This is a genomic window from Actinacidiphila rubida, from assembly GCF_900110255.1.
GTDB lineage: Bacteria > Actinomycetota > Actinomycetes > Streptomycetales > Streptomycetaceae > Actinacidiphila > Actinacidiphila rubida.
This window is the reverse complement of record NZ_FODD01000067.1, coordinates 1-19401: the sequence shown is the minus strand read 5'-3', so window position 1 is coordinate 19401 and position 19401 is coordinate 1. Positions and strand designations below refer to the sequence as shown.

15 protein-coding genes are annotated in these 19401 nt (G+C 70.8%); 4 read left to right on the top strand and 11 right to left on the bottom strand.

What is annotated here, in order from left to right; all coding sequences use genetic code 11:
* Nucleotides 1-59: 59 nt before the first annotated feature.
* The 10 genes from BMW99_RS36695 to BMW99_RS36650 form a co-directional block, all read right to left on the bottom strand.
* Nucleotides 60-1586 (bottom strand): hypothetical protein, encoded by a 1527-nt coding sequence (locus BMW99_RS36695; RefSeq protein WP_143080609.1) that lies wholly within the window; start codon nt 1584-1586, stop codon nt 60-62.
* A gap of 134 nt (nt 1587-1720) precedes the next feature.
* Nucleotides 1721-2851, bottom strand: coding sequence for an Ig-like domain repeat protein (locus BMW99_RS41695; protein ID WP_069465920.1), 1131 nt, complete (start codon nt 2849-2851; stop codon nt 1721-1723).
* A 158-nt stretch (nt 2852-3009) separates the two neighbouring features.
* Nucleotides 3010-4074 (bottom strand): hypothetical protein, encoded by a 1065-nt coding sequence (locus BMW99_RS36685; protein WP_069465923.1) that lies wholly within the window; start codon nt 4072-4074, stop codon nt 3010-3012.
* A gap of 225 nt (nt 4075-4299) precedes the next feature.
* The gene (locus tag BMW99_RS36680) at nt 4300-5370 is read right to left on the bottom strand and encodes a hypothetical protein (RefSeq protein WP_141726340.1); all 1071 of its coding nucleotides are present in this window, start codon (nt 5368-5370) and stop codon (nt 4300-4302) included.
* Between the two features lie 67 nt (nt 5371-5437).
* Entirely contained in the window at nt 5438-7978 is a 2541-nt protein-coding gene (locus BMW99_RS36675; RefSeq protein WP_075018306.1) for a hypothetical protein, read from the bottom strand.
* On the bottom strand, nt 7965-9680 hold the full coding sequence (locus BMW99_RS36670) for a phosphate ABC transporter substrate-binding protein PstS (protein ID WP_069466272.1): 1716 nt from the start codon (nt 9678-9680) through the stop codon (nt 7965-7967). Before BMW99_RS36670 ends, BMW99_RS36675 begins: the two co-directional genes overlap by 14 nt.
* A complete protein-coding gene (gene pstA / locus BMW99_RS36665; protein ID WP_069466273.1) occupies nt 9677-11002 on the bottom strand; it encodes a phosphate ABC transporter permease PstA in 1326 nt (441 codons plus the stop codon). Before pstA ends, BMW99_RS36670 begins: the two co-directional genes overlap by 4 nt.
* Nucleotides 11003-11036: 34 nt before the next feature.
* Complete coding sequence (gene pstC, locus BMW99_RS36660; protein WP_069466274.1) at nt 11037-12035, bottom strand: phosphate ABC transporter permease subunit PstC; 999 nt, start codon at nt 12033-12035, stop codon at nt 11037-11039.
* Nucleotides 12036-12199: 164 nt separating this feature from the next.
* Nucleotides 12200-12538, bottom strand: coding sequence for a YegP family protein (locus BMW99_RS36655; protein ID WP_143080608.1), 339 nt, complete (start codon nt 12536-12538; stop codon nt 12200-12202).
* Nucleotides 12539-13720: 1182 nt separating this feature from the next.
* A complete protein-coding gene (locus tag BMW99_RS36650) occupies nt 13721-14407 on the bottom strand; it encodes a PH domain-containing protein (protein ID WP_069467400.1) in 687 nt (228 codons plus the stop codon).
* Between the two features lie 160 nt (nt 14408-14567).
* On the opposite strand from BMW99_RS36650, the gene deoC reads away from it, so the two are divergent.
* From deoC to BMW99_RS36635, 3 genes are all read left to right on the top strand, one after another.
* The gene (gene deoC, locus BMW99_RS36645; protein WP_079139083.1) at nt 14568-15563 is read left to right on the top strand and encodes a deoxyribose-phosphate aldolase; all 996 of its coding nucleotides are present in this window, start codon (nt 14568-14570) and stop codon (nt 15561-15563) included.
* Between the two features lie 23 nt (nt 15564-15586).
* Complete coding sequence (locus BMW99_RS36640) at nt 15587-17011, top strand: aldehyde dehydrogenase family protein (protein ID WP_069467401.1); 1425 nt, start codon at nt 15587-15589, stop codon at nt 17009-17011.
* A gap of 218 nt (nt 17012-17229) precedes the next feature.
* Nucleotides 17230-18075, top strand: coding sequence for an aldehyde dehydrogenase family protein (locus BMW99_RS36635; RefSeq protein ID WP_075018312.1), 846 nt, complete (start codon nt 17230-17232; stop codon nt 18073-18075).
* Between the two features lie 47 nt (nt 18076-18122).
* On the opposite strand, the gene BMW99_RS36630 is transcribed toward BMW99_RS36635, so the two are convergent.
* Entirely contained in the window at nt 18123-18518 is a 396-nt protein-coding gene (locus BMW99_RS36630) for a hypothetical protein (protein ID WP_069467399.1), read from the bottom strand.
* Between the two features lie 105 nt (nt 18519-18623).
* On the opposite strand from BMW99_RS36630, the gene BMW99_RS36625 reads away from it, so the two are divergent.
* Nucleotides 18624-19259, top strand: coding sequence for a hypothetical protein (locus tag BMW99_RS36625; protein ID WP_075018305.1), 636 nt, complete (start codon nt 18624-18626; stop codon nt 19257-19259).
* Nucleotides 19260-19401 lie beyond the last annotated feature (142 nt).

Sequence of the window (19401 nt, the reverse complement as noted above, 5' to 3'; positions counted from 1 at the left end):
CGGGTGGGGTGCCGCGGGCTGCGGCACCCCACCCGCCGCGGGGCGGTGCGTGCGCGAGGTCAGTCGCGCGGGGTCGGGCCGAACGAGAGCAGCCGGCCGTCCCTGCGCACCCGGTAGACGGCGTAGCCGCCGCCGCCGAGGAGCATCAGGGCGAGCAGGCTGATCGTGGTGATGCCGGCCGCGCCGGTCGCCGCGAGCGGGCCGTTGCCGCCCCCGGACGTCCCGCCGGTGCTGGAGCCACCACTCGTCCCGCTGGTGCCGCCGGTCACGTCACCGGACGTGCCCGAGGTGCCGGAGGTGTCACCCGCGGTCGAACCGCTGGTGTCACCCGCCGTCGAGCCGGACGTGTCACCCGCCGTCGAACCGCTGGTGCCACCCGCCGTCGAGCCGGACGTGTCACCCGCCGTCGAACCGCTGGTGCCACCCGCCGTCGAGCCGGAGGTGTCACCGGAGCTGTCCGTGCCGACCTTGAACGGGAAGGTCAGCTCCACGCCCGTCGTGTCGCCCTTGAGCTTCAGCGTGTGGTCGCCGCTGGACAGCGACGACGGGACGGTGAAGTCGTAGTTGGCGACGCTTCCAGCGCCGTTCGGAGTGGCTTTCGCCAGATCCCCTGCTGCCCCGTCGAGCGTCACGGTGACGGTCTCGCCGCCGGTCGTCGATGCGGGGTCGGCCGACGGCATGAAGCCCAGCCCGTTCACCTTGGTCTTCTGGCCGGTGGTGAGCGTCGGGGTGTCCGCCAGATTGTTGCCGGTGTCGTCGAACACACTGACCACCGGCTCGTCGAGCACGGGGTAGGCCAGCATGGACGACGTACTGGCGGCGAACGCGGTGGGATCCGTGGGCGTGAAGACCGCCTGGTACTTGTAGATCCCTCTGCCGCTGGGGGGTACGGGAATGGGCAGGCTCGCGGTTCCGCCTGTCACCGGCACCGTGCCGAGGGGGTTGCCGGCGTCCGTGGTGAACTGCAGGGTTCCCGCGGCGCCGCTCGGCGTCACCGTCGCGCTGAGCGTGAACGAGTGGCTGACGATCGAATAGGCCGCCGGGTCGGCCGCGACCGTGACCGACGTGCTGGTCGGCGGGGCGGCCTGCTTGACGGCCCAGTCGTTGCCGGTGATGTCGATCAGCGTGGTGAACGTCGAATCGGCCGTGGAACTCCCGCCGGTCGCCTGGCAGACGACCTGGACCGCGTACGTGCCGTCGGCCACCGTCGCGCCGTAGTTGGAGAACGCGTCGGCGATGCTGTTGATGTAGGTGGTCGGCCCCGGGCTCGCAGGAATCGACACCGTCAGAGGCGACGCCGTGTACGGAGCGCCGTCCGTCAGGTTGTAGACGATGCTGCTGTCACCGAGGTCGGGAAGGCTGACGTTGATGGTGATGGCGTCCTGGAAGCCCGTGGGGCAGCCGTTCGACAGCGTCAGGCCGGTGAGCGGCGGGTTGTCGCTGAGCGAGCCGCTGCTGGGCGTCAGCGTCACCGTCCCGGAGGAGTCGTCGGCGCCGGCCGTCCCCGACGTGGTGAGGACCAGGGCACCGCTGCCCAGGATGAGTGCCAGCACGCCCAGCAGTGCCGCGTGCAATCTTCGTTTCATGTCTCCTTGTCCCCTCACGAATACGGTGGTGGTGCGGGTGGTGCGGCGTTACGCGCACCGCCCTGCCACCTGGCAGGTGGCAGGGCCGGTGTGCGTTCGTGCAGGTCAGCGGGGTGTCCCGGCGACCGTCACGACTACTTTGTGGTGAACGCGAAGGTGATCTTGACCTTCGAGTCCTCGCCGGAGAGGACGAGCTTGTGGGACCCGGCGGTGATGCAGTTCGGGACGGTGACGGTGTAGTTCGTCACCGAGCCGACGGCGTCGGAGGTGGTCGACGGGAGGCCGGCCGAAAGCGAGCCGTAGACCCGGGTGATCGACGCGTCGACCGTCTCGCCGCCGGAGGGCTGGAAGCCCGCCGCGGAGACGGTGACCTGCTGGCCGGGGGTCAGCTGCGGGTTGACCCCGAGGGTGGTGCCCGTCGCGTCCTTGACGGTGATCGACGGCGCGGCGAGGAAGGCGTAGCTGAACACCTCGTACGCCTGCGCGTAGGTGAGCTGGTCCGACGGCGTGAAGACCGCGGCGTACTGCCGGATCTCCGGGATGGCGTTCGTCGGCACCGTCACGCTGGCCACGCCGTTGACGACGGCCACCGGACCGCCGATCGGGTTGGCCCCGGCGTCGGCGGAGAACTGGACGGTGCCCGTCACGGCCGGAGTGACGGTCGCCGTGAGGGTGAACGTCTGGCCGACCTGGACGTGGTTGGCCGGGCTCGCGGTGAGCTTGATCTTGGTGGCCACCGGCGCCGGGCGGCTGCTGACCTGCCACGTGTCACCGGTCACGTCGATGAAGCCGGTGAACGTCGGGCGCTCCGGGAAGTTCGCGGGGTCGGCGCTGCCGCACACCACGTGGATCGGGTAGGTGCCGTCCACGAGCGGGGCGTTGACGTTGCCGAAGGCGTCGGCGATCGAGTTCACGTAGGTGGTGGCCGTCGACTCGGCCGGCTCCTGCGCGGTGACCGGCGCCGAGCTGAACGGAGCACCGTCGGTGAGGTGGTACGCGATGCTGGACTCCGCGCCGTCGGCGGTCACCAGGTACACCCCGAGGTTGTCCTGGTAGCCGGCCGGGCACGCCTTGTTGACCGAGACCTGGGTGAACGGCGAGCCGTCGGTGATGCTGCTGCTCCTGGCGGTGAGCTTCACGGTCCCGCTCGCCGCGGTCCCCGCCGCGGAGGCGGCACTCGCGGTCGCCGTGCCGGCGAACAGCGAGCCCATGCCGATGGCCAGTCCCAGCGTGCCGACCAGCGCGCCGTGCAGTCTTCGGTTCATTGTCTGATTCCCCCTGGGAAATCGGATGGTGGTGGTCCCCTGAAGTGGTGGTGCGGCCGGGCACCCGCGAGGGGTGCCCGGCCCGGCGGACGGTCATCCGCCGTGGTGGATCAGGTGCGGGGCCTCAGACCCGAAGGCCCCGCGGGAGGCGCGATGGTTCAGGACTTGCCGGTCAGCGTGGTGGCGCCGCAGTCGGTCACCGTGCCGAAGCCGAAGGTGGTGATGGTGGTGGAGTTGCTGCAGACCTTGGAGGTCGAGCCGACGAAGGCCAGCTTGATGTCGGCCTCGGACAGGCGGCTGGTCGCGACGACGTTGTAGACCTCGCGGTTGATCGGGAACGCGGTGTTGAGCGCACCGCTGACGGTCGGCGCGGTGCCGTCGACCGACTCCAGCACCGCACCGTGACGGCGGTCCCGCACGAGCGTGGTGGCGGAGTTGGACTGCGCGATCCACTGGGCGATCGAGAACGGCATGACGTCCTCGGAGCCGTCCGCGGCGACGGTGCGCTGCAGCGCGCCGCCGTCGTGCTCCTCGACCTGCGAGCCGTCCTTGGCCACGTCGCTCACGCAGCCGGGCAGGCTGGTGGCGCTGAAGCCCAGCTTCGACGCCCAGAACTTGCGGGTGCCGGAACCGGACTGCGGGACCAGCGGGTGCACGGTCACACCGTTGATGGTGGGGAACGTACCGGCCGGCAGAGCGGCGCCGGTGGTCTCGTTCTGGCAGTTGTACGCACGCTGCAGCTGCTGCGTCGTCACGTTCGCGGGCAGCGTGCTGGTGGCGCTCTTCGCCAGCGTCACCGCGTCCTTGGCGAACGGGATCCAGGTCAGCGACGCGTCCGAGGCGTCGGTCACACCGCTGGACGAGCGGGCGAAGTCCAGGTTGCCGAGACCACTGGCGATGTCCGACTTCAGCGCGGCGATGCCCTCGCCGGAGCCGTTCGGACGGGTGATGCAGGCGTGGCCCGAGCGGACCACGATGCACTCGTGCGCGACGCCGGTGGTCGGGTTGACCGCGTCGTAGGACGCGATCAGCAGGTGCGCCGGGGTGTTGTTCGGGTCGACGATGACCTTGCCGAGACCGTTCATGACGTCCTGCGTGGTGTCCGAGCCCGCGCCGTTCAGCTCGCGGAACTCGGTCGGGTCGGCCTGCGCCGTCCCGGCCACCAGCACCGCACCGAGAGTCGTGGCACCGACGATGACCGCTGCCCGCTTGGCGAATTTCACGTTCACTGTGTTTCCTCCGTAGTCATGCGGATGGAATTCGCAGATATTGCGTGCCGAGGGACTCCGGAATTCCCCCTGAGTGGCCCGCCCGTCGACCGGCCACGTAACATCTTTGTCACAACCCCCTCCACCGGCAACCAAATTCACCGCCGTGGAAAGGTGAACGAACGGTATTCCGGAATCTCCTCGAATTTCCTTCTAAGGGGCGTCCAAGTCCGCGCCGGATCAGGATTTCCCGGTGAGCGTGGTGGAGCCGCAGTCGGCGACCGTGCCGAAGCCGTAGGCGGTGAGGGTGGTGGTGTTCACACAGGTCTTGGAGGTCGAGCCGACGAAGGCCAGCTTGATGTCGGCCTCGGCCAGGCGGCTGGTCGCGACGACGTCGTAGACCTCGCGGTTGATCGGGAACGCGGTGTTGAGCGCGCCACTGACGGTCGGCGCGGTCCCGTCGACCGACTCCAGCACGGCACCGTTGCGGCGGTCACGGACACCCGTGGTCGCGGAGTTGGACTGCGCGATCCACTGGGCGATCGAGAACGGCATGATGTCCTCGGCGCCGTCCACGGCGATGGTGCGCTGCAGCGCACTGCCGTCGCCGTCTTCAATCCCGTTGCCGTTCTTGGCCACGTCCTTGACACAGCCGGGCAGGTCGATGGCGCTCAAGCCCAGCTTCGAAGCCCAGAACGTGCGCGTCGTGCCGGAGCCGAACCATCGCGGGACCAGCGGGTGCACGGTCACGCCGTTGATGGTGGGGAACGTGCCGGCCGGCAGAGCGGCGCCGGTGGTCTCGTCCTCGCAGTTGTACGCACGCTGCAGCTGCTGCGTCGTCACGTTCGTCGGCAGTGTGCTGCCGGTCTTGACCGCCAGCGTCACCGCCTCTTTTGCGAACGGGATCCAGGTCAGCGATGACGCGGAGGCGTCCGTGACACCGGCGGAGGAGCGGGCGAAGTCCAGGTTGCCGCTGCCGCCGGCAATGTCGTTCTTCAACGCCGCAATACCCTGATCAGCGCCCCAGGGCCGCGGGATGCAGGCATGCCCCTTGCGCACCACGATGCAGTCGTGCAGCGCACCCGTGCTCGGGTCGACCGCGTCGTAGGACGCGATCAACAGGTGCGCCGGGGTGTTGTTCGGGTCCACGATGACCTTGCCCAGGCCGTTCATGACGTCCTGCGTGGTGTCCGAGCCCACGCCGTTCAGCTCACGGAACTCGGTCGGATCGGCCTGCGCCGTGCCCGTCACCAGGACGCCCGCGAGAGCCGTGGCGCCGGCGATGACCGCGGCCCGTTGGGCGGATTTCACGATCACTGTGCTTCCTCCGTGTTCAGGCGGATGGAATTCACTGGAGAACCAAGAGCATTCATCGCCCTCACGCTGGCCCCCTGCTGAATTTCCGGAAGGGGAACATCGCGCCGCCGCCGGCGCGAATCATGCCCGCGCGCAGGAGGAGCGGTCCGGCGAGCGAGCCCGCGATGCCGACGATCAGGACGACGAGCAGCACCCAGCGGACGGCACCCAGCAGCAGACCGGGGGTCTTGCTGCCGGTCTCCGCGACGTTGTGGCCGTTGGGAGATCCGCCGGAGGTGCTCCCGCCGGCGGCCGCGGCCGCAGTGGCCGACGACGAGGGGGTGGCCCCGCTGGTGGTGCCCGCCGCCGTTCCGCCGGCCGAGCCGGCGGAGCCGGCGGAGCCGGCCGAGGTGCCGCCGCCGGTCAGCGAACCCGACGACCCGCCGGTGCTCAGTCCGCCGCTGGTACCGCCCACATCACCGGACCCTGCCGAGGTGCCGCCGCTGGACGCGGGCGCGCCGGCCACGAGTTGGGTGGCGGCCGCGAGCGCCTGGTCGTGCAGTTTCGTCGGGAGGGGCGCATAACCAGGCGGGAGCAGGCCGTTGCCGATTCCGGGCTGCTGGCCGAGCCCGGCCGCATAGCGGATCAAGGTCGCGTAATCGGAACGGGAGGTAGCGTTCAGGCCGGTGGACGCGGCGGCGTAAGTGACCATGGTGAGCGGGTAGGCACCAGAGGTCTTGAGCCCCGGGTCCTGGTCCAGTACCCCGGCGACCGAACCCTCCTTCATTCCCGCAACGGTCTTGGTCAGCGTATCTTCGGTCGGTGCGACGTACTGGCCGTCAGCGTTGAGCAGTTCAGCCGTACCGAGCCGGTACTTCGCGGCGGTCGCGGTGTCGGTCAACCCCAGCATGAAGTACTGCCCCGGCAGCTGGGGTGTCTGCTCGTAGGACGGCGGCAGGCTAGTGCTGATACTCCAGGCGCCCTTGTTGTTAGCTGCCCGCGTCCGGATCGCGTCATCGTGCAGATCCGAGGCGTACGGGTTCATCGTCACGGCACTGATGGGGAGGTTCGGGAGGTCCGGTCTCGGTAGGATGGTGGTCGGGTCCGGCTTCGGGAATTCGTTAAGCGAGCTTATATCCGGTTCGGCGGAGCGGAACGCCGGGTTGACTGTCATGCCCCACTCATCGGGCTTACCGTCAAGGAAGCTCTTCGCATCCGGGTCCGAACGCAGCCATCGCCAGAGGATTTCGGCATAATCACTCTGCCCCTGCGGGACTTGCAATCCGGCTCGACAGGCACTCACGACAGGGCCCGTGAAGCCAGGATTGAGCTGAGCGAACTCCGGGTCATCAATCAGTTTTTGGGCATTGTTCTTCGACAGCTTGCCGTGGACAATCTGGCCGTGCGGAGCGGCCACATCGCACTGGTAGGACTCAGTGAGCAATTTCGCGATGAGCCGGGCGTTGAGGCGTAGCCGGGGCACCTGCCGTGTCGATCCGTTGGCCTCGATGTTGTAACCGATGGCGAGCCCGGACACCGTGACTGGTGCATGCACGACCGGTGGGCTGCCGGGCGACGCCACGACCGGGTCCTGGACGAAGCCGAGCTGGCCGTTCTGGCTGCCGGCCAGGACCTGTTGCCGAACGTACTCGCTGCTCTGCTCCAGGTAGTCGAAGTTGACGTTCTGCGACGTGCACAGTGTGGGCTGCCAGGACGTGATCGCCTCCTGGGCCATCTCGGAACCGATGGTGGGCTGTTCCTTCTGCCCGACCGTGCAGTACGCACCGATCGGCTTGAAGTCCATCTTGAAGACGATGCGCTGGTCCCAGTTGGACTGCGACAGCGGTGAGGTCCTCAGCCCGTAGGAAGGCGCGGCGCCGTCCGGCTCGTGCTCGCCTCGCGGCACGACGACAAGCCAGCACTGCGACGGCTGTGCTCCCGCGCTGGCGACCTTGCCGCATCCTGCGTAGTCCGCCTGTTCGCCGGACGCCAGCGTGAAGATCGTCTCGCCGGTGCCGTCGCTGCCGGTTGCGACCACCGCCTGCGCATTGGTGGTGAGTGACGTGAAATACTTCGTCACATCGGTCGAGGTGTCACCGGTGACCGTCCGCAATGGAAGCACCTGCCCGCTAGGCGTTGCCGGCAGTGACTCCCGCGGGTCGTCCAGGTCGGTGACGGTGCCGTTGGCGATATGCGTGTAGGCGACCCGCCGTCCGATGGCCGTGAAGTCTGAGACGGTCGGCGCGTTGCCCCATTCGCACTGGTCCCGGTCCGGGCCGTTCGGCGAGTTGCCCCAGCACTCCATGATCTGCATGAAGTCGAAGCCGAAGGGGCTCGCACCCGTCTTCGTCGGCGCCCCGCCGGTCCAGGACACCTTGACGCCCTGGTCGGTCAGGTCCTTCGTCTGGTCGACCGTCACCTTCAGCTTGGAGAAGTCGTCCAGCGGTCCCTTCGTGCCGGACTTGGTGACCGCGGAGTCGCTGGTCCCGCTGGCCGCCCGGGCCTGGCTGCCCGCCGGGACGGGGAGCAGGACCAAGCCGACCGCGGCGAGCAGGGCGACCAGCAGGCCGCCCGCGCGGACCATGAGCGCCCGCGGCTTTCCGGTGGTGTCACGCACGCTCATCACGCCTCCCCGTGGTGGAGCCGGGCCGGGCGAGCCGGCGGGCGAGGGCGGGCGGGGCGACGACGACGGCCAGCAGCAGAAGAGCCGAGATGCCCATCAGCCAGGTCCGCAGACCCCAGAAGGAGTCCGCGCCGACCGAGACGCTGGAGGCCGCGATGTCCTGGGCGCCGCCGGAGCTGCCGGTGGAGTCGCCCGTCGCGAGACCGGTGTCAGGGTCGACACCGCCCGCCGTGGTGGTGCCCGCGGTGCCGGAGGTGCCGCCGGCCGTGGTGGTACCGGCCGTTCCTCCCGTTGATCCGGCGGTGGTTCCCGAACTGCCGCCCGATGTGCCGACGTTGGTGCCGCTGCCGCCCGTCGTGGTGCCGCCGGTCGAGCCGCCGCCGCTGGTGGAGGCCGAGGGCTTCACCGGGGTGGAGATGTGCTGCGCGCCGCCCGTGCCACTGGGGCACTGCTGGGTACCGGCCTTGTCGCAGGCCCGCGGGAACGGGGCGTTCTTCACCAGGGTGTTGACGCCTGACGTGGAGAACGTCGGGTTGTGGCAGCCCGCGATGTTGATGCTCTGGGCGACCGCGCCCGGGATCTTCCTGAGTTGGTCGAAGCCGGCCTGGACCAGGTTGATCGGCAGCGGCGAGTAGCCCAGCGGGTCGGCCTGGGCCTGGCCCTGGCACAGGAAGTAGTAGCCGAACGCGCCGAGCGTCTTGCCCTTGGCCGCGGTCATCGGCGCTTCCAGCGTCGTCGGGAGGATCATGTAGCTGTAGCTGGACAGCGGGTACACCCGGGAGTCCTGGTAGGTGTAGACGCCGTCGAGGATCTGCGTCAGGTACTGCGACGAGTCCTTGTTCTGGTTGATCTGCGCCTTGGTCAGGGCGACCGCCACGTTGGACGCGGTCGGCTCGGTGTAGTAGCCCGCCGCGTTCTCGACCTTGGCGACCGGGAAGCCGGTGGTCAGCGCGTAGGAGTACTCGACGTAGGTGATGGCGCCCTCGGCGTAGTTCTGCCGGGTGTAGCCGGAGACGCCGAGCGAACCGTTCTGCGCGATGAAGCCGGAGCCGGGCACCACCGGGTAGTACGACGTCAGTCCGCAGGGGACCGGCTTGCCGAGCCGCCGGCAGTAGTCGTTCCACAGGGCACCGTGCTGCTTGGACATCCACAGCGTGAACTGGGCGGTGCTGCCTGCGCCGTCGGACCGGACCACCGGGATGATCTTGCGGCTGGGCAGCGACAGACCGGGGTTGTCCGCGGCGATCTGCTTGTCCGCCCAGTTGGTGATCTTGCCGGTGAAGATCTTGGTGACCGTGTCGCCGTTGAGCCGCAGGTTGGTGACCCGGCGGCCGCCGATCTTCAGGTTGTACATGAAGGCCGTGCCGCCGGCCACGATCGGCATGTAGGCGTAGCCGCGGGTGGGCGGAGGTTCCCGCACCCCGAACTCGGTCATTCCGTAGGGGATCTCGGAGAGGGCGAAGTCGACCGTGTGATCGGCGAACTGCTGCCGTCCGATGGTGGAGCCGTTGCCGGTGTAGTCGACGGTCATCCCGTACTGGGTGACGTTGCGCCGCCACTGGTCGAGGGCGTTCTGGCTCCAGGTGGAGCCGGAGCCGCTGATGCGGGCGTACGTGTCCGCGTGCACCGGCGACTGGCCGAGGGCCAGCAGCGAGCACAGCATCAGGGCGAAGGCCGCGGCCGTCGCCCGTATCTTCTTCACGATCCGTCAACTCCCTGTGCGGGTCCCGGGTCCGGGCTCTGTACGTGGTGGGTCGTGGGGCCGGAGTAGGCCATGGAGGCACGGGCCGCGGCCCGTTCGGCGAAGCGCTTCTGGTCCCGGCGGGAGGCGACCACGCGGCGGTGGGTGCCACGGCGGGTCAGTTCGCCGGGACCGCGCCCGCCGATGGTGCGGGCGATCACGAAGAGGATCAGGACCAGCACGAGCAGGGTCGCCGCCGTGCCGAATCCGCGCGCGATCATCGCGGGCTGGGGGGACTTGACGAACTCGAAGGTGGCCAGCGGCAGCGAGACCATCGGCCCGTTGCCGGGGTCGAGGTTGGTGACCGCGGTGAAGCCCGCGGTCAGCAGGACCGGCGAGGTCTCTCCGACACCGCGGGCGGTGCCGAGGATGACCGCGGTGGTCAGGCCGGAGCGGGCGGTGGGCAGGACGACGTGCCACACCGTCCGCCAGCGCGGCGAGCCCAGCGCGTAGGACGCCTCCCGCAGGGTGCCGGGTACGAGCCGGATCACCACGTCGGAGGCGCGGATGATGATGGGGAGCATCATCACCGAGATGGCGAGCGCCGCGGCCAGGCCGGACAGCGGCACGCCCAGGCTCAGGATCACGGTGGCGTAGATGAACAGACCGGCGACCACCGACGGAAGCGCCGTCATCGCCTCGACGACGGTGCGCACGAAGCGCGAGAAGCGGCCCGGCACCTCGTTGAGGAACACCGCGCAGAGCAGGCCTGCGGGCACGGTCAGCGCGAGCGCGATGCCGATCTGGATCAGCGTGCCGATCATCGCGTGCCGGATGCCGCCGACCGTCAGCGGGTCGAGCGGACCGGCGTGCTTCATGCCCTGGGTGAAGAAGTTGGTGTGCGGCAGCGCCTTGCGCCCCGACCACAGCGTGTAGACGACCACGAAGGCGAGCGCCACCAGCAGGATCACGGCCAGGCTGTGCACGATCGCGGACGCGATGCGGTCCCGGACCGCCGGCCCGTTCTCGTCGAAGGAGACCAGCAGCGCGTACAGCGCGAGGAACAGGACGTAGGCGAACACCACGAAGCCGAGGCCGCCGCTGAAGGGCGCGAGGCGGGTGAAGAACAGCCAGGTCAGGGAGAGCGACGCGGCCGCCGAGCCCAGCATGGCGTAGACGTCGGTGCCGCGCAGGGTCGTCGTGGCGCGGCGCCGCTCGTGCGCGGGCGCCACCGCCGTACGGTCCGGCAGCGTCGTGCCGGTGGGGGCCGCGCCGGCGGGCGGCGCGGGCGTGGGCGAACCGGGCGCGGTCGCGCCTCTCGCCTCCGTGGCGTCCGTGGTCATGCGGAAGGTACTCCTGGTTCCGCCGATTGCTCGGCTACTCGGCGGTGGCGCCGGAACGGCTGCGGGCGACGATCGAGGAGGCGGCGAAGTTGACGACCAGCGTCATCAGGAAGAGCGCGAGACCCGCCGCCATCAGGGCGGACATGGCGAACGGCGTGGCCTCGCCGTAGCGGAGGGCGATCAGCGACGAGACGGAGCTGGCGCCGGCCTGCAGGATGTGCGGCTGGACCACGAAGACCGGGGAGATGATCATGTAGACGCCGATCGTCTCGCCCAGGGCCCGGCCCAGGCCCAGCATCGTGCCGCCGATCATGCCGCCCTTGCCGAACGGCAGCACGACCGAGCGGATCATGCCCCAGCGGGTCGCGCCCAGCGCGTACGCGCCCTCGCGCTCCCCGATCGGGGCCTGCGAGAACACCTCGCGGATGACCGAGCAGATGATCGGGGTGACCATCATCGCCACCACCATCCCCGCGACGAACGTCGACGCGGTGTAGACGGTCGCGGTGGCCAGCGGGTCGTTCGGGTCGGCGCCGTCCACCTTGAACAGCGGGATCCAGCCGAAGTACGTCGACAGCCAGCGGGCCAGGCCGATCACCTTGCCCTGCAGGAAGAACAGGCCCCACAGGCCGTAGACCACCGAAGGAACCGCGGCCATCAGGTCGATGGTGCTGACCAGCGTCCGGCGCAGCCGGAACGGCGCGTACTCCGAGATGTAGAGCGCAGTGCCGATCGCCAGCGGCACCGCGAACACGATGGCGACGCCGGCGATCAGGACCGTGCCGGTGATCACCGCCGCGATGCCGAAGTGCCGGGCGTCCGGGTCCCATTGGGCCGTGGTCACGAACGACCAGCCGGCTTCCCGCAGCGCCTGCCACCCGCGGTACGTCAGAAAGCCGCCGACCAGCAGCATCACGGCCAGCACGAGTGCGCCGCCGCCGGTCGCCACACCGCGGAACAGCCGGTCGGGGAGACCCGAGTCCGCATACAGCCGGCGCGGCCGGTCCGCGGCCGCGCCGGCGTCGACAACCATGTCGGCACCTGCTGTTCGTGCCCGTGTTCGCATCGTCACGGGATGACGCTCACGAAGTGCGATGGCCGGGTGAGCACACCAAGTTGAACGACGGCACCCGTAGGGGCAACTTCCGTTCACCTGGGGACGGAGCGGAGGCTCCGCCCGTCAGCCCACGCGTCCGTTCAGCCCGCGTCCCCCCACAACGACGCCGGCGTCTCCCGGAGCGCCAGCAGCAACACCCTGAACCGCTCGTACGCCGCCTGGCACGTGGAGTGCCGTTCGTACGCCCGGGCGGACACCGCGCGGACCTGGCCGTCCGCGTCCCGTAACCGCCACACCCACCCGTTGGTCTCGGAGGCGTGCTGCACTCCCCCGCTCAGCGCCTCCGGCTCCTTGCAGAGCCCCTCGAACCCGGCACGGCACGACGCCTCGTCCGGAAAGGACTTCGCGCCGAGCGCGATCACCCTCCCGTTGCTGGCGGTCAGCCGCCACGAGAACCAGCCGCTCTCGCCGATGTCCATCTGGCACCGCATTCCGAGCGCGGCGCCACCCCCCGCCGTCTCCCCGGCCATCCTGCATCCCCACCCCTGTCTGCGGTCATTGCGCTGGTGCGCACACGCGAGCGCGCCCGCTCGAGGACGAGCGAACCCGACCGGTTCCGCGCACGACGCGGCCGCGCGGCTGGGTGCCGCGTGCGGCACGGGCAATGTAGGTGCCGCACTGATGCCTCAGGGTTGCCTCATCGGTTGCTCGCGGCATCCTTCACCACGAAGTTGCCCCTCGTTCACAGCACGTCGCTCAGCGTCACGAAAGCGGTTCCATAACGCCATCGCCGCGTTAGCTGGCGGGAGCAGGGTTGTCGGCCAACGGGGTGCCCCCGGGGCTTACTCGACCTGTGCCGCGCCGTCGTGGTTGTTCGCGCCAACGGGGTGCCCCCGGGGCTTGTTCCGGCGTGTGCCGCGCCGTCGTGGCTTCTCGCGCAGTTCCCCGCGCCCCTTCGGCTTCCGGGGTGCCCCCGGGCCGCCGTCGCCGTCCCACGGTTCGTCGTGGTCCCTCGCGCTGGGGGCACCTCCCGGCCGAAGGCTGGGGGACCCCGCGCCCCTGCGGCATCCGGGGTGCCACGCGCTGCGCGCTGCCGTCTGCCGGTCTTGTTTCGGCTGGTCGCGCAGTTCCTCGCGCCCCTGGCGGTGCAGGTTCGTGGGTGGGGTCAGGGGCCACTCCGGGAGTGTCTCCTCGAGCTTTGCATGGCGGCTTTTTCCGTCAGGGTGCCCGGGGCCTTGCAAAGCTCTGCGGGGACACACCCGGATCGTCCCCTTCCGGCCGGTCCCCGTCTGCGGGAGGACAGAGCCTGGCCGTGTCCCATGTCCCCCGCCGCACGGTGGGTAAGCGGGAGGGGGTGGGGAGGAAGTGCTCCCCGCAGAGAAATGTGCGCGGCCCCCGGGTGCCTCGGTGGAGGTACCCGTATGCACATTTCCGAGGAGACGCTTCCGGAGCGCCCCCGACCCCACGGACAAAGGGCACGCACACCAGGGGCGCGAGGAACTGCGCGAGCAACCCACCACCGGCCGGTGGACGGCAACGCACCGCACGGGGCAGGACGGACCCCGTCAGGGGCGCGGGGAACTGCGCGAGCAACCACCCACCGGCCGGTGGACGGCGACGCACCGCAAGGGGCAGGACGGAACCCGAACCCCCGGGAAAAGCTAGAGCGCCAGGAGGACGGCCAGAACGATCGCCCCGGCCACCGCGGGAGCGATCAACTCGTAGCACCAGCGAATCTCCGGCCCCGGCCGCTCCGCCGCATCAGAAGGCACGGGATGCTCGTCAGAGAGCTCGCGCAGCTCGTCGAGCGCCTGGTCCGACCACGCCCGCCCGGGATCGTGCGGCTGGCCGCCCGGGCGGAGGTTCGGCCGGCGCAGGGGCCCGGCGCGGAACGGATCGTCGCCGGCCGCCGCGGCCCGCGACGCCTGGCGGGACGCCCGCTTGCGCGCTCGCAGGGAGACCGGGATCGCCCAGAGCTGGAACTTGCGGTCGCCGGAGAACAGCTCGGAGGAGTACGACGCGCGGATCCGGTCCACGCCGGACCACGGCAGGGTGATGGTGCGCAGCGGGTTGCGGATGCGGATCCGCTCGCGGCTGGCGTAGACGGCCGGGCGGATCGTGAAGGCCACGACGACCGGCACGGCGAGCAGCAGCCCGGCCAGGGACAGCCACGGGGTGCGGCCGTGCCCGCGGATGATCGCGTCGCCGCCGAGCCACACGGCGAGCAGGAGCAGCAGCACGCCGCCGGAGACTCCGGCCATGGAGCGGTAGACGCGGTCGGCGTACTTCGGCTGCCCGTCCCCGGCGGGGGCCGGACCCTTCGGGCGATCCTGGTGGGGGCTCGTCATAAGCCCCGATTGTGCACGACGCGGTACCGTACCCGGGCACGACCCGGTTGCTATCCGATCTCGGTCACCGCCCGTGGTCGGGCGGCCCCGGTGTGCGCGGCGGTACTGCGCCAGGATGGTGACAGGCTGCTACGCGCGTAGATATGCTGATGTGGTGACCATGTCCTCCGTTGTTCCCGCATACGCCCCCGACGCCGCGGGCCGGCTCTCCGGCCTGGCGGACGTCACCGCGTCCGACAGCGCCCTGCGCCGGTTCCTGCACGGGCTGCCCGGCGTCGACGCGGTCGGCCTCGAAGCCCGCGCCGCCGGCCTCGGCACCCGCTCGATCAAGACCACGGCGAAGGCGTACGCCATCGACCTGGCGATCTCGATGATCGACCTCACCACGCTCGAGGGCGCCGACACCCCGGGCAAGGTCCGGTCGCTGTGCGCCAAGGGCGTGCTGCCCGACCCGACCGACCGCACCACCCCGCGGGTCGCGGCGATCTGCGTCTACCCGGACATGGTCGCGGTGGCCAAGGAGGCCCTCGGGGACTCCGGCATCCACGTCGCGTCGGTGGCCACCGCGTTCCCCGCGGGCCGCGCCGCGATGGACGTGAAGCTCGCCGACACCAGGGCCGCGGTCGCGGCGGGCGCCGACGAGATCGACATGGTGATCGACCGCGGCGCGTTCCTGTCGGGCCGCTACATGGAGGTCTTCGAGGAGATCCGCACGGTCAAGGCGGCGTGCGCGCGCGGCGACGGCTCGGCGGCGCACCTGAAGGTGATCTTCGAGAACGGCGAGCTGTCGACGTACGACAACATCCGCCGCTGCTCGTGGCTGGCGATGCTGGCCGGCGCCGACTTCATCAAGACCTCGACGGGCAAGGTCGCGGTGAACGCGACCCCGGCGAACACCCTGCTGATGCTGGAGGCGGTCCGCGACTTCCGGGACACCGTGGGCGTGCAGGTCGGCGTGAAGCCGGCCGGCGGCATCCGCACCACGAAGGACGCGGTCAAGTACCTGGTGCTCGTCAACGAGACGGCCGGCGACGACTGGCTGTCCCCCGACTGGTTCCGCTTCGGCGCCTCCAGCCTCCTCAACGACCTGCTCATGCAGCGTCAGAAGCTCCGCACCGGCCGGTACTCCGGTCCCGACTACGTGACGGTGGACTGATTCCCGTGACCGTGAAGCACCAGATGTTCGAGTACGCACCCGCGCCGGAGTCGCGCGCGGTCGTCGATCTCGCCCCCTCCTACGGGCTGTTCATCGACGGCGAGTTCACCGAGGCCGCCGACGGGCGGGTCTTCAAGTCGGTGTCGCCGTCCAGCGAGGAGGTGCTCGCCGAGGTCGCGCGGGCCGGCGAGCAGGACGTCGACCGCGCGGTGCGGGCCGCGCGCCGGGCGTTCGCGTCGTGGTCCGCGCTGCCGGGCGCCGACCGCGGCAAGTACCTGTTCCGGATCGCGCGCATCCTGCAGGAGCGCTCCCGCGAGCTGGCCGTCCTGGAGTCGCTGGACAACGGGAAGCCGATCCGCGAGACCCGGGACGTCGACCTGCCGCTGGTCGCCGCGCACTTCTTCTACTACGCGGGCTGGGCGGACAAGCTCGGCCACGCGGGCCTGGGTCCCGACCCGAAGCCGCTGGGCGTGGCCGGCCAGGTCATCCCGTGGAACTTCCCGCTGCTGATGCTGGCCTGGAAGATCGCCCCGGCGCTGGCCGCGGGCAACACCGTGGTGCTCAAGCCCGCGGAGACCACTCCGCTGTCGGCGCTGTTCTTCGCCGACGTGTGCCGCCAGGCGGGCCTGCCGCGCGGCGTCGTCAACATCCTCACCGGGTACGGCGACGCGGGCGCGGCCCTCGTCGCCCATGAGGGCGTGGACAAGGTCGCGTTCACCGGCAGCACCGAGGTCGGCAAGGCCATCGCCCGCACGGTCGCCGGCACGGACAAGAAGGTCACCCTCGAACTGGGCGGCAAGGCCGCGAACATCGTCTTCGACGACGCGCCGATCGACCAGGCCGTCGAGGGCATCGTCAACGGCATCTTCTTCAACCAGGGCCACGTGTGCTGCGCCGGTTCGCGGCTGCTGGTCCAGGAGTCGGTGCAGGACGAGGTGCTGGACGCCCTGAAGCGGCGGATGAGCACCCTGCGGGTCGGCGACCCGCTGGACAAGAACACCGACATCGGCGCGATCAACTCCGCGGAGCAGCTGGCCCGGATCACCGCGCTGGCCGACGCTGGCGAGGCCGAGGGCGCCGAGCGCTGGTCGCCGGCCTGCGAACTCCCCGACGCCGGCTACTGGTTCGCGCCGACGCTGTTCACCGGCGTCAGCCAGGCGCACCGCATCGCGCGCGAGGAGATCTTCGGCCCGGTGCTGTCCGTGCTGACCTTCCGCACCCCCGCCGAGGCGGTGGAGAAGGCCAACAACACGCCGTACGGCCTGTCGGCCGGCATCTGGACGGAGAAGGGCTCGCGCATCCTCGCGGTGGCGAGCAAGCTCCGCGCCGGTGTGGTGTGGGCCAACACCTTCAACAAGTTCGACCCGACCTCGCCGTTCGGCGGCTACAAGGAGTCCGGCCACGGCCGGGAGGGCGGCCGCCACGGCCTGGAGGGGTACCTCAAGTGACAGCCTCGGAGAAGACCGCGAAGGCCGGCAGCACGGCCAGGACCACGAAGGCGCAGGCTGCCCGGAAGGCGCAGCCCGCGCGCGGGGCCCGGCAGGCCGCGAAGGAAACGAAAGACACGAAGGCCGTGAAGGACGCGAAGGACGCCACGGGCACGACGGAGGCCGCGGTCGCCGCGGACACCAAGGAGACCGCGGACGCGAAGCCGTCGCGGCTCAGCGTGTTCAAGACCTACAAGCTGTACGTCGGGGGGAAGTTCCCCCGCTCCGAGAGCGGCCGGGTGTACGAGGTGACGGACTCCACGAGCGGCGCCTGGCTGGCGAACGCGCCCCTGTCCTCCCGCAAGGACGCCCGCGACGCGGTGGTCGCCGCGCGCAAGGCCGTCGGCGGCTGGTCGGGCGCGACGGCGTACAACCGCGGCCAGGTGCTCTACCGGGTCGCGGAGATGCTGGAGGGCCGCGCCGACCAGTTCGCGCGCGAGGTCGCCGAGGCCGAGGGCCTGTCGAGGTCCGAGGCGGCGGCGGTCGTCGAGGCGGCCGTCGACCGCTGGGTCTGGTACGCCGGCTGGACCGACAAGATCGCGCAGGTCGTGGGCGGCGCCAACCCGGTGGCGGGGCCGTTCTTCAACCTGTCGACGCCGGAACCGACGGGCGTGGTGGCCGTACTGGCCCCGCAGGACTCGTCGTTCCTCGGCCTGGTCTCGGTGCTGGCACCGGTGATCGCGACGGGCAACACCGCGGTGGTGGTGGCCTCGCAGAAGGCGCCGCTGCCCGCGCTGTCGCTCGGCGAGGTGCTCGCCACCTCCGACGTGCCCGGCGGCGTGGTCAACGTCCTGTCCGGGAAGACCGCGGAGATCGCCGCGCCGCTCGCCGCCCACCAGGACGTCAACGGCATCGACCTGACCGGCGCGTCCGCGGAGCTGGCCGCCGAGCTGGAGGCGGCCGCGGCGGACAACCTCAAGCGGGTCCGCCGCCCGTCGGCCGAGGACTGGTCCGCCGATCCCGGCATCGGGCGCCTGACCGCCTGGCTGGAGACCAAGACGGTCTGGCACCCCATGGGGGTCTGAGCCGCGCCGCGCGCCCGGGTCCCCACCCGGGCGCGCGGCGGTGGGGCTCAGCCGGGCAGCAGCCCGGCGGCCTTGCCGACCAGCGGCAGTGTGGCGAGCGAGCCGCCATGGGTCACCGGATCGGTGACGACCGCCGTCGACACCGGCTTGAAGTCGGCGATCTGCGAGCCGAGCGCGTTGTCCAGCGGGTCGGTGCCGGTGTGGGACAGCGGGTCGAGGGTGAGGTTCTTCACCGGGCCGATGCCGCTGGCGAGCGCGCCGGTGACGGACTGGGTCGGCAGCATCGAGCCCAGCGCGGAGTTCGTCAGGGTGTCGGGCAGCGCCTGACCGAGCTGCGGGCCGGTGGCGTCGGCCGGTGCGGCCGCGGCGGCGGTCCCCGCGGGGATCGCGACGGCGGCGGCGCCGGTGAGGGTCAGGACCAGGGCGGTGCGAAGTGAGGCCATACCCGTCCAACGCGGCCCCGGCTCCCAGGTCACGCGGGTCCCACCACGCGGCGGCATCGGGGGCGGCACATCCGTGCGACGCACCGGCGACCACACCGTGAACCCATGGGAGAATGGTCTCCCGTGAGCGGACCCTTTGCGCGTGTGATCCTGGTGGCCGGCCCCTCGGGGTCGGGGAAGTCCTCGCTTGCCGCCCGTAGCGGGCTTCCCGTGCTGGTCCTCGACGACTTCTACAAGGACGGCGACGACCCGACGCTGCCACTGATGGCGGGCGGTTCGGCCGTCGACTGGGACGCCCCGGGTTCGTGGAACGCGGACGCCGCCGTCGCGGCGATCGCCGCGCTGTGCGCGGACGGTGCCGCGGAGACGCCCGTCTACGATCTCGCCGCCAGTGCCGCCACCGGCCGGGCCCGGCTCGACCTCCAGGGCGCGCCGGTCTTCCTCGCCGAGGGCATCTTCGCGGCCGAGATCGCCGAGCGCTGCCGCGAACTGGGCCTGCTGGCCGACGCGTTGTGCCTGCGCGGGCGTCCCGCCACGACCGCGCGCCGCAGGTTCCTGCGCGACCTGCGCGAAGGCCGCAAGTCCGTATCCTTCCTGCTGCGCCGCGGCTGGCACCTCATGCGCGCCGAACGCGGCATCGTGGCCCGGCACATCGCACTCGGCTGCCACCCCTGCGGGCACGCCGAGGCCGAGCGCCGCATCACCGAGGCGGCCGCCGCGCCGGTGCCGGTCGTCGCCTGACGGGTTGACCGGGGCCGGCCTACGGGGTGCCCCCGGGGCTTGTTCCGGCGTGTGCCGCGCCGTCGTGGCTGGTCGCGCCAACGGGGTGCCCCCGGAGCTTGATCCAGCGTGTGCCGCGCCGTCGTGGCTGGTCGCGCCAACG

What these genes read in the sequence shown, in the direction of transcription:
- BMW99_RS36695 (WP_143080609.1), bottom strand. Translation starts at nt 1,586, where the DNA reads ATGAAACGAAGATTGCACGCGGCACTGCTGGGCGTGCTGGCACTCATC.
- BMW99_RS41695 (WP_069465920.1), bottom strand. Translation starts at nt 2,851, where the DNA reads ATGAACCGAAGACTGCACGGCGCGCTGGTCGGCACGCTGGGACTGGCC.
- BMW99_RS36675 (WP_075018306.1), bottom strand. Translation starts at nt 7,978, where the DNA reads ATGAGCGTGCGTGACACCACCGGAAAGCCGCGGGCGCTCATGGTCCGC.
- pstA (WP_069466273.1), bottom strand. Translation starts at nt 11,002, where the DNA reads ATGACCACGGACGCCACGGAGGCGAGAGGCGCGACCGCGCCCGGTTCG.
- pstC (WP_069466274.1), bottom strand. Translation starts at nt 12,035, where the DNA reads ATGGTTGTCGACGCCGGCGCGGCCGCGGACCGGCCGCGCCGGCTGTAT.
- BMW99_RS36655 (WP_143080608.1), bottom strand. Translation starts at nt 12,538, where the DNA reads ATGGACATCGGCGAGAGCGGCTGGTTCTCGTGGCGGCTGACCGCCAGC.
- BMW99_RS36650 (WP_069467400.1), bottom strand. Translation starts at nt 14,407, where the DNA reads ATGACGAGCCCCCACCAGGATCGCCCGAAGGGTCCGGCCCCCGCCGGG.
- deoC (WP_079139083.1), top strand. Translation starts at nt 14,568, where the DNA reads ATGTCCTCCGTTGTTCCCGCATACGCCCCCGACGCCGCGGGCCGGCTC.
- BMW99_RS36640 (WP_069467401.1), top strand. Translation starts at nt 15,587, where the DNA reads ATGTTCGAGTACGCACCCGCGCCGGAGTCGCGCGCGGTCGTCGATCTC.
- BMW99_RS36630 (WP_069467399.1), bottom strand. Translation starts at nt 18,518, where the DNA reads ATGGCCTCACTTCGCACCGCCCTGGTCCTGACCCTCACCGGCGCCGCC.
- BMW99_RS36625 (WP_075018305.1), top strand. Translation starts at nt 18,624, where the DNA reads ATGGGAGAATGGTCTCCCGTGAGCGGACCCTTTGCGCGTGTGATCCTG.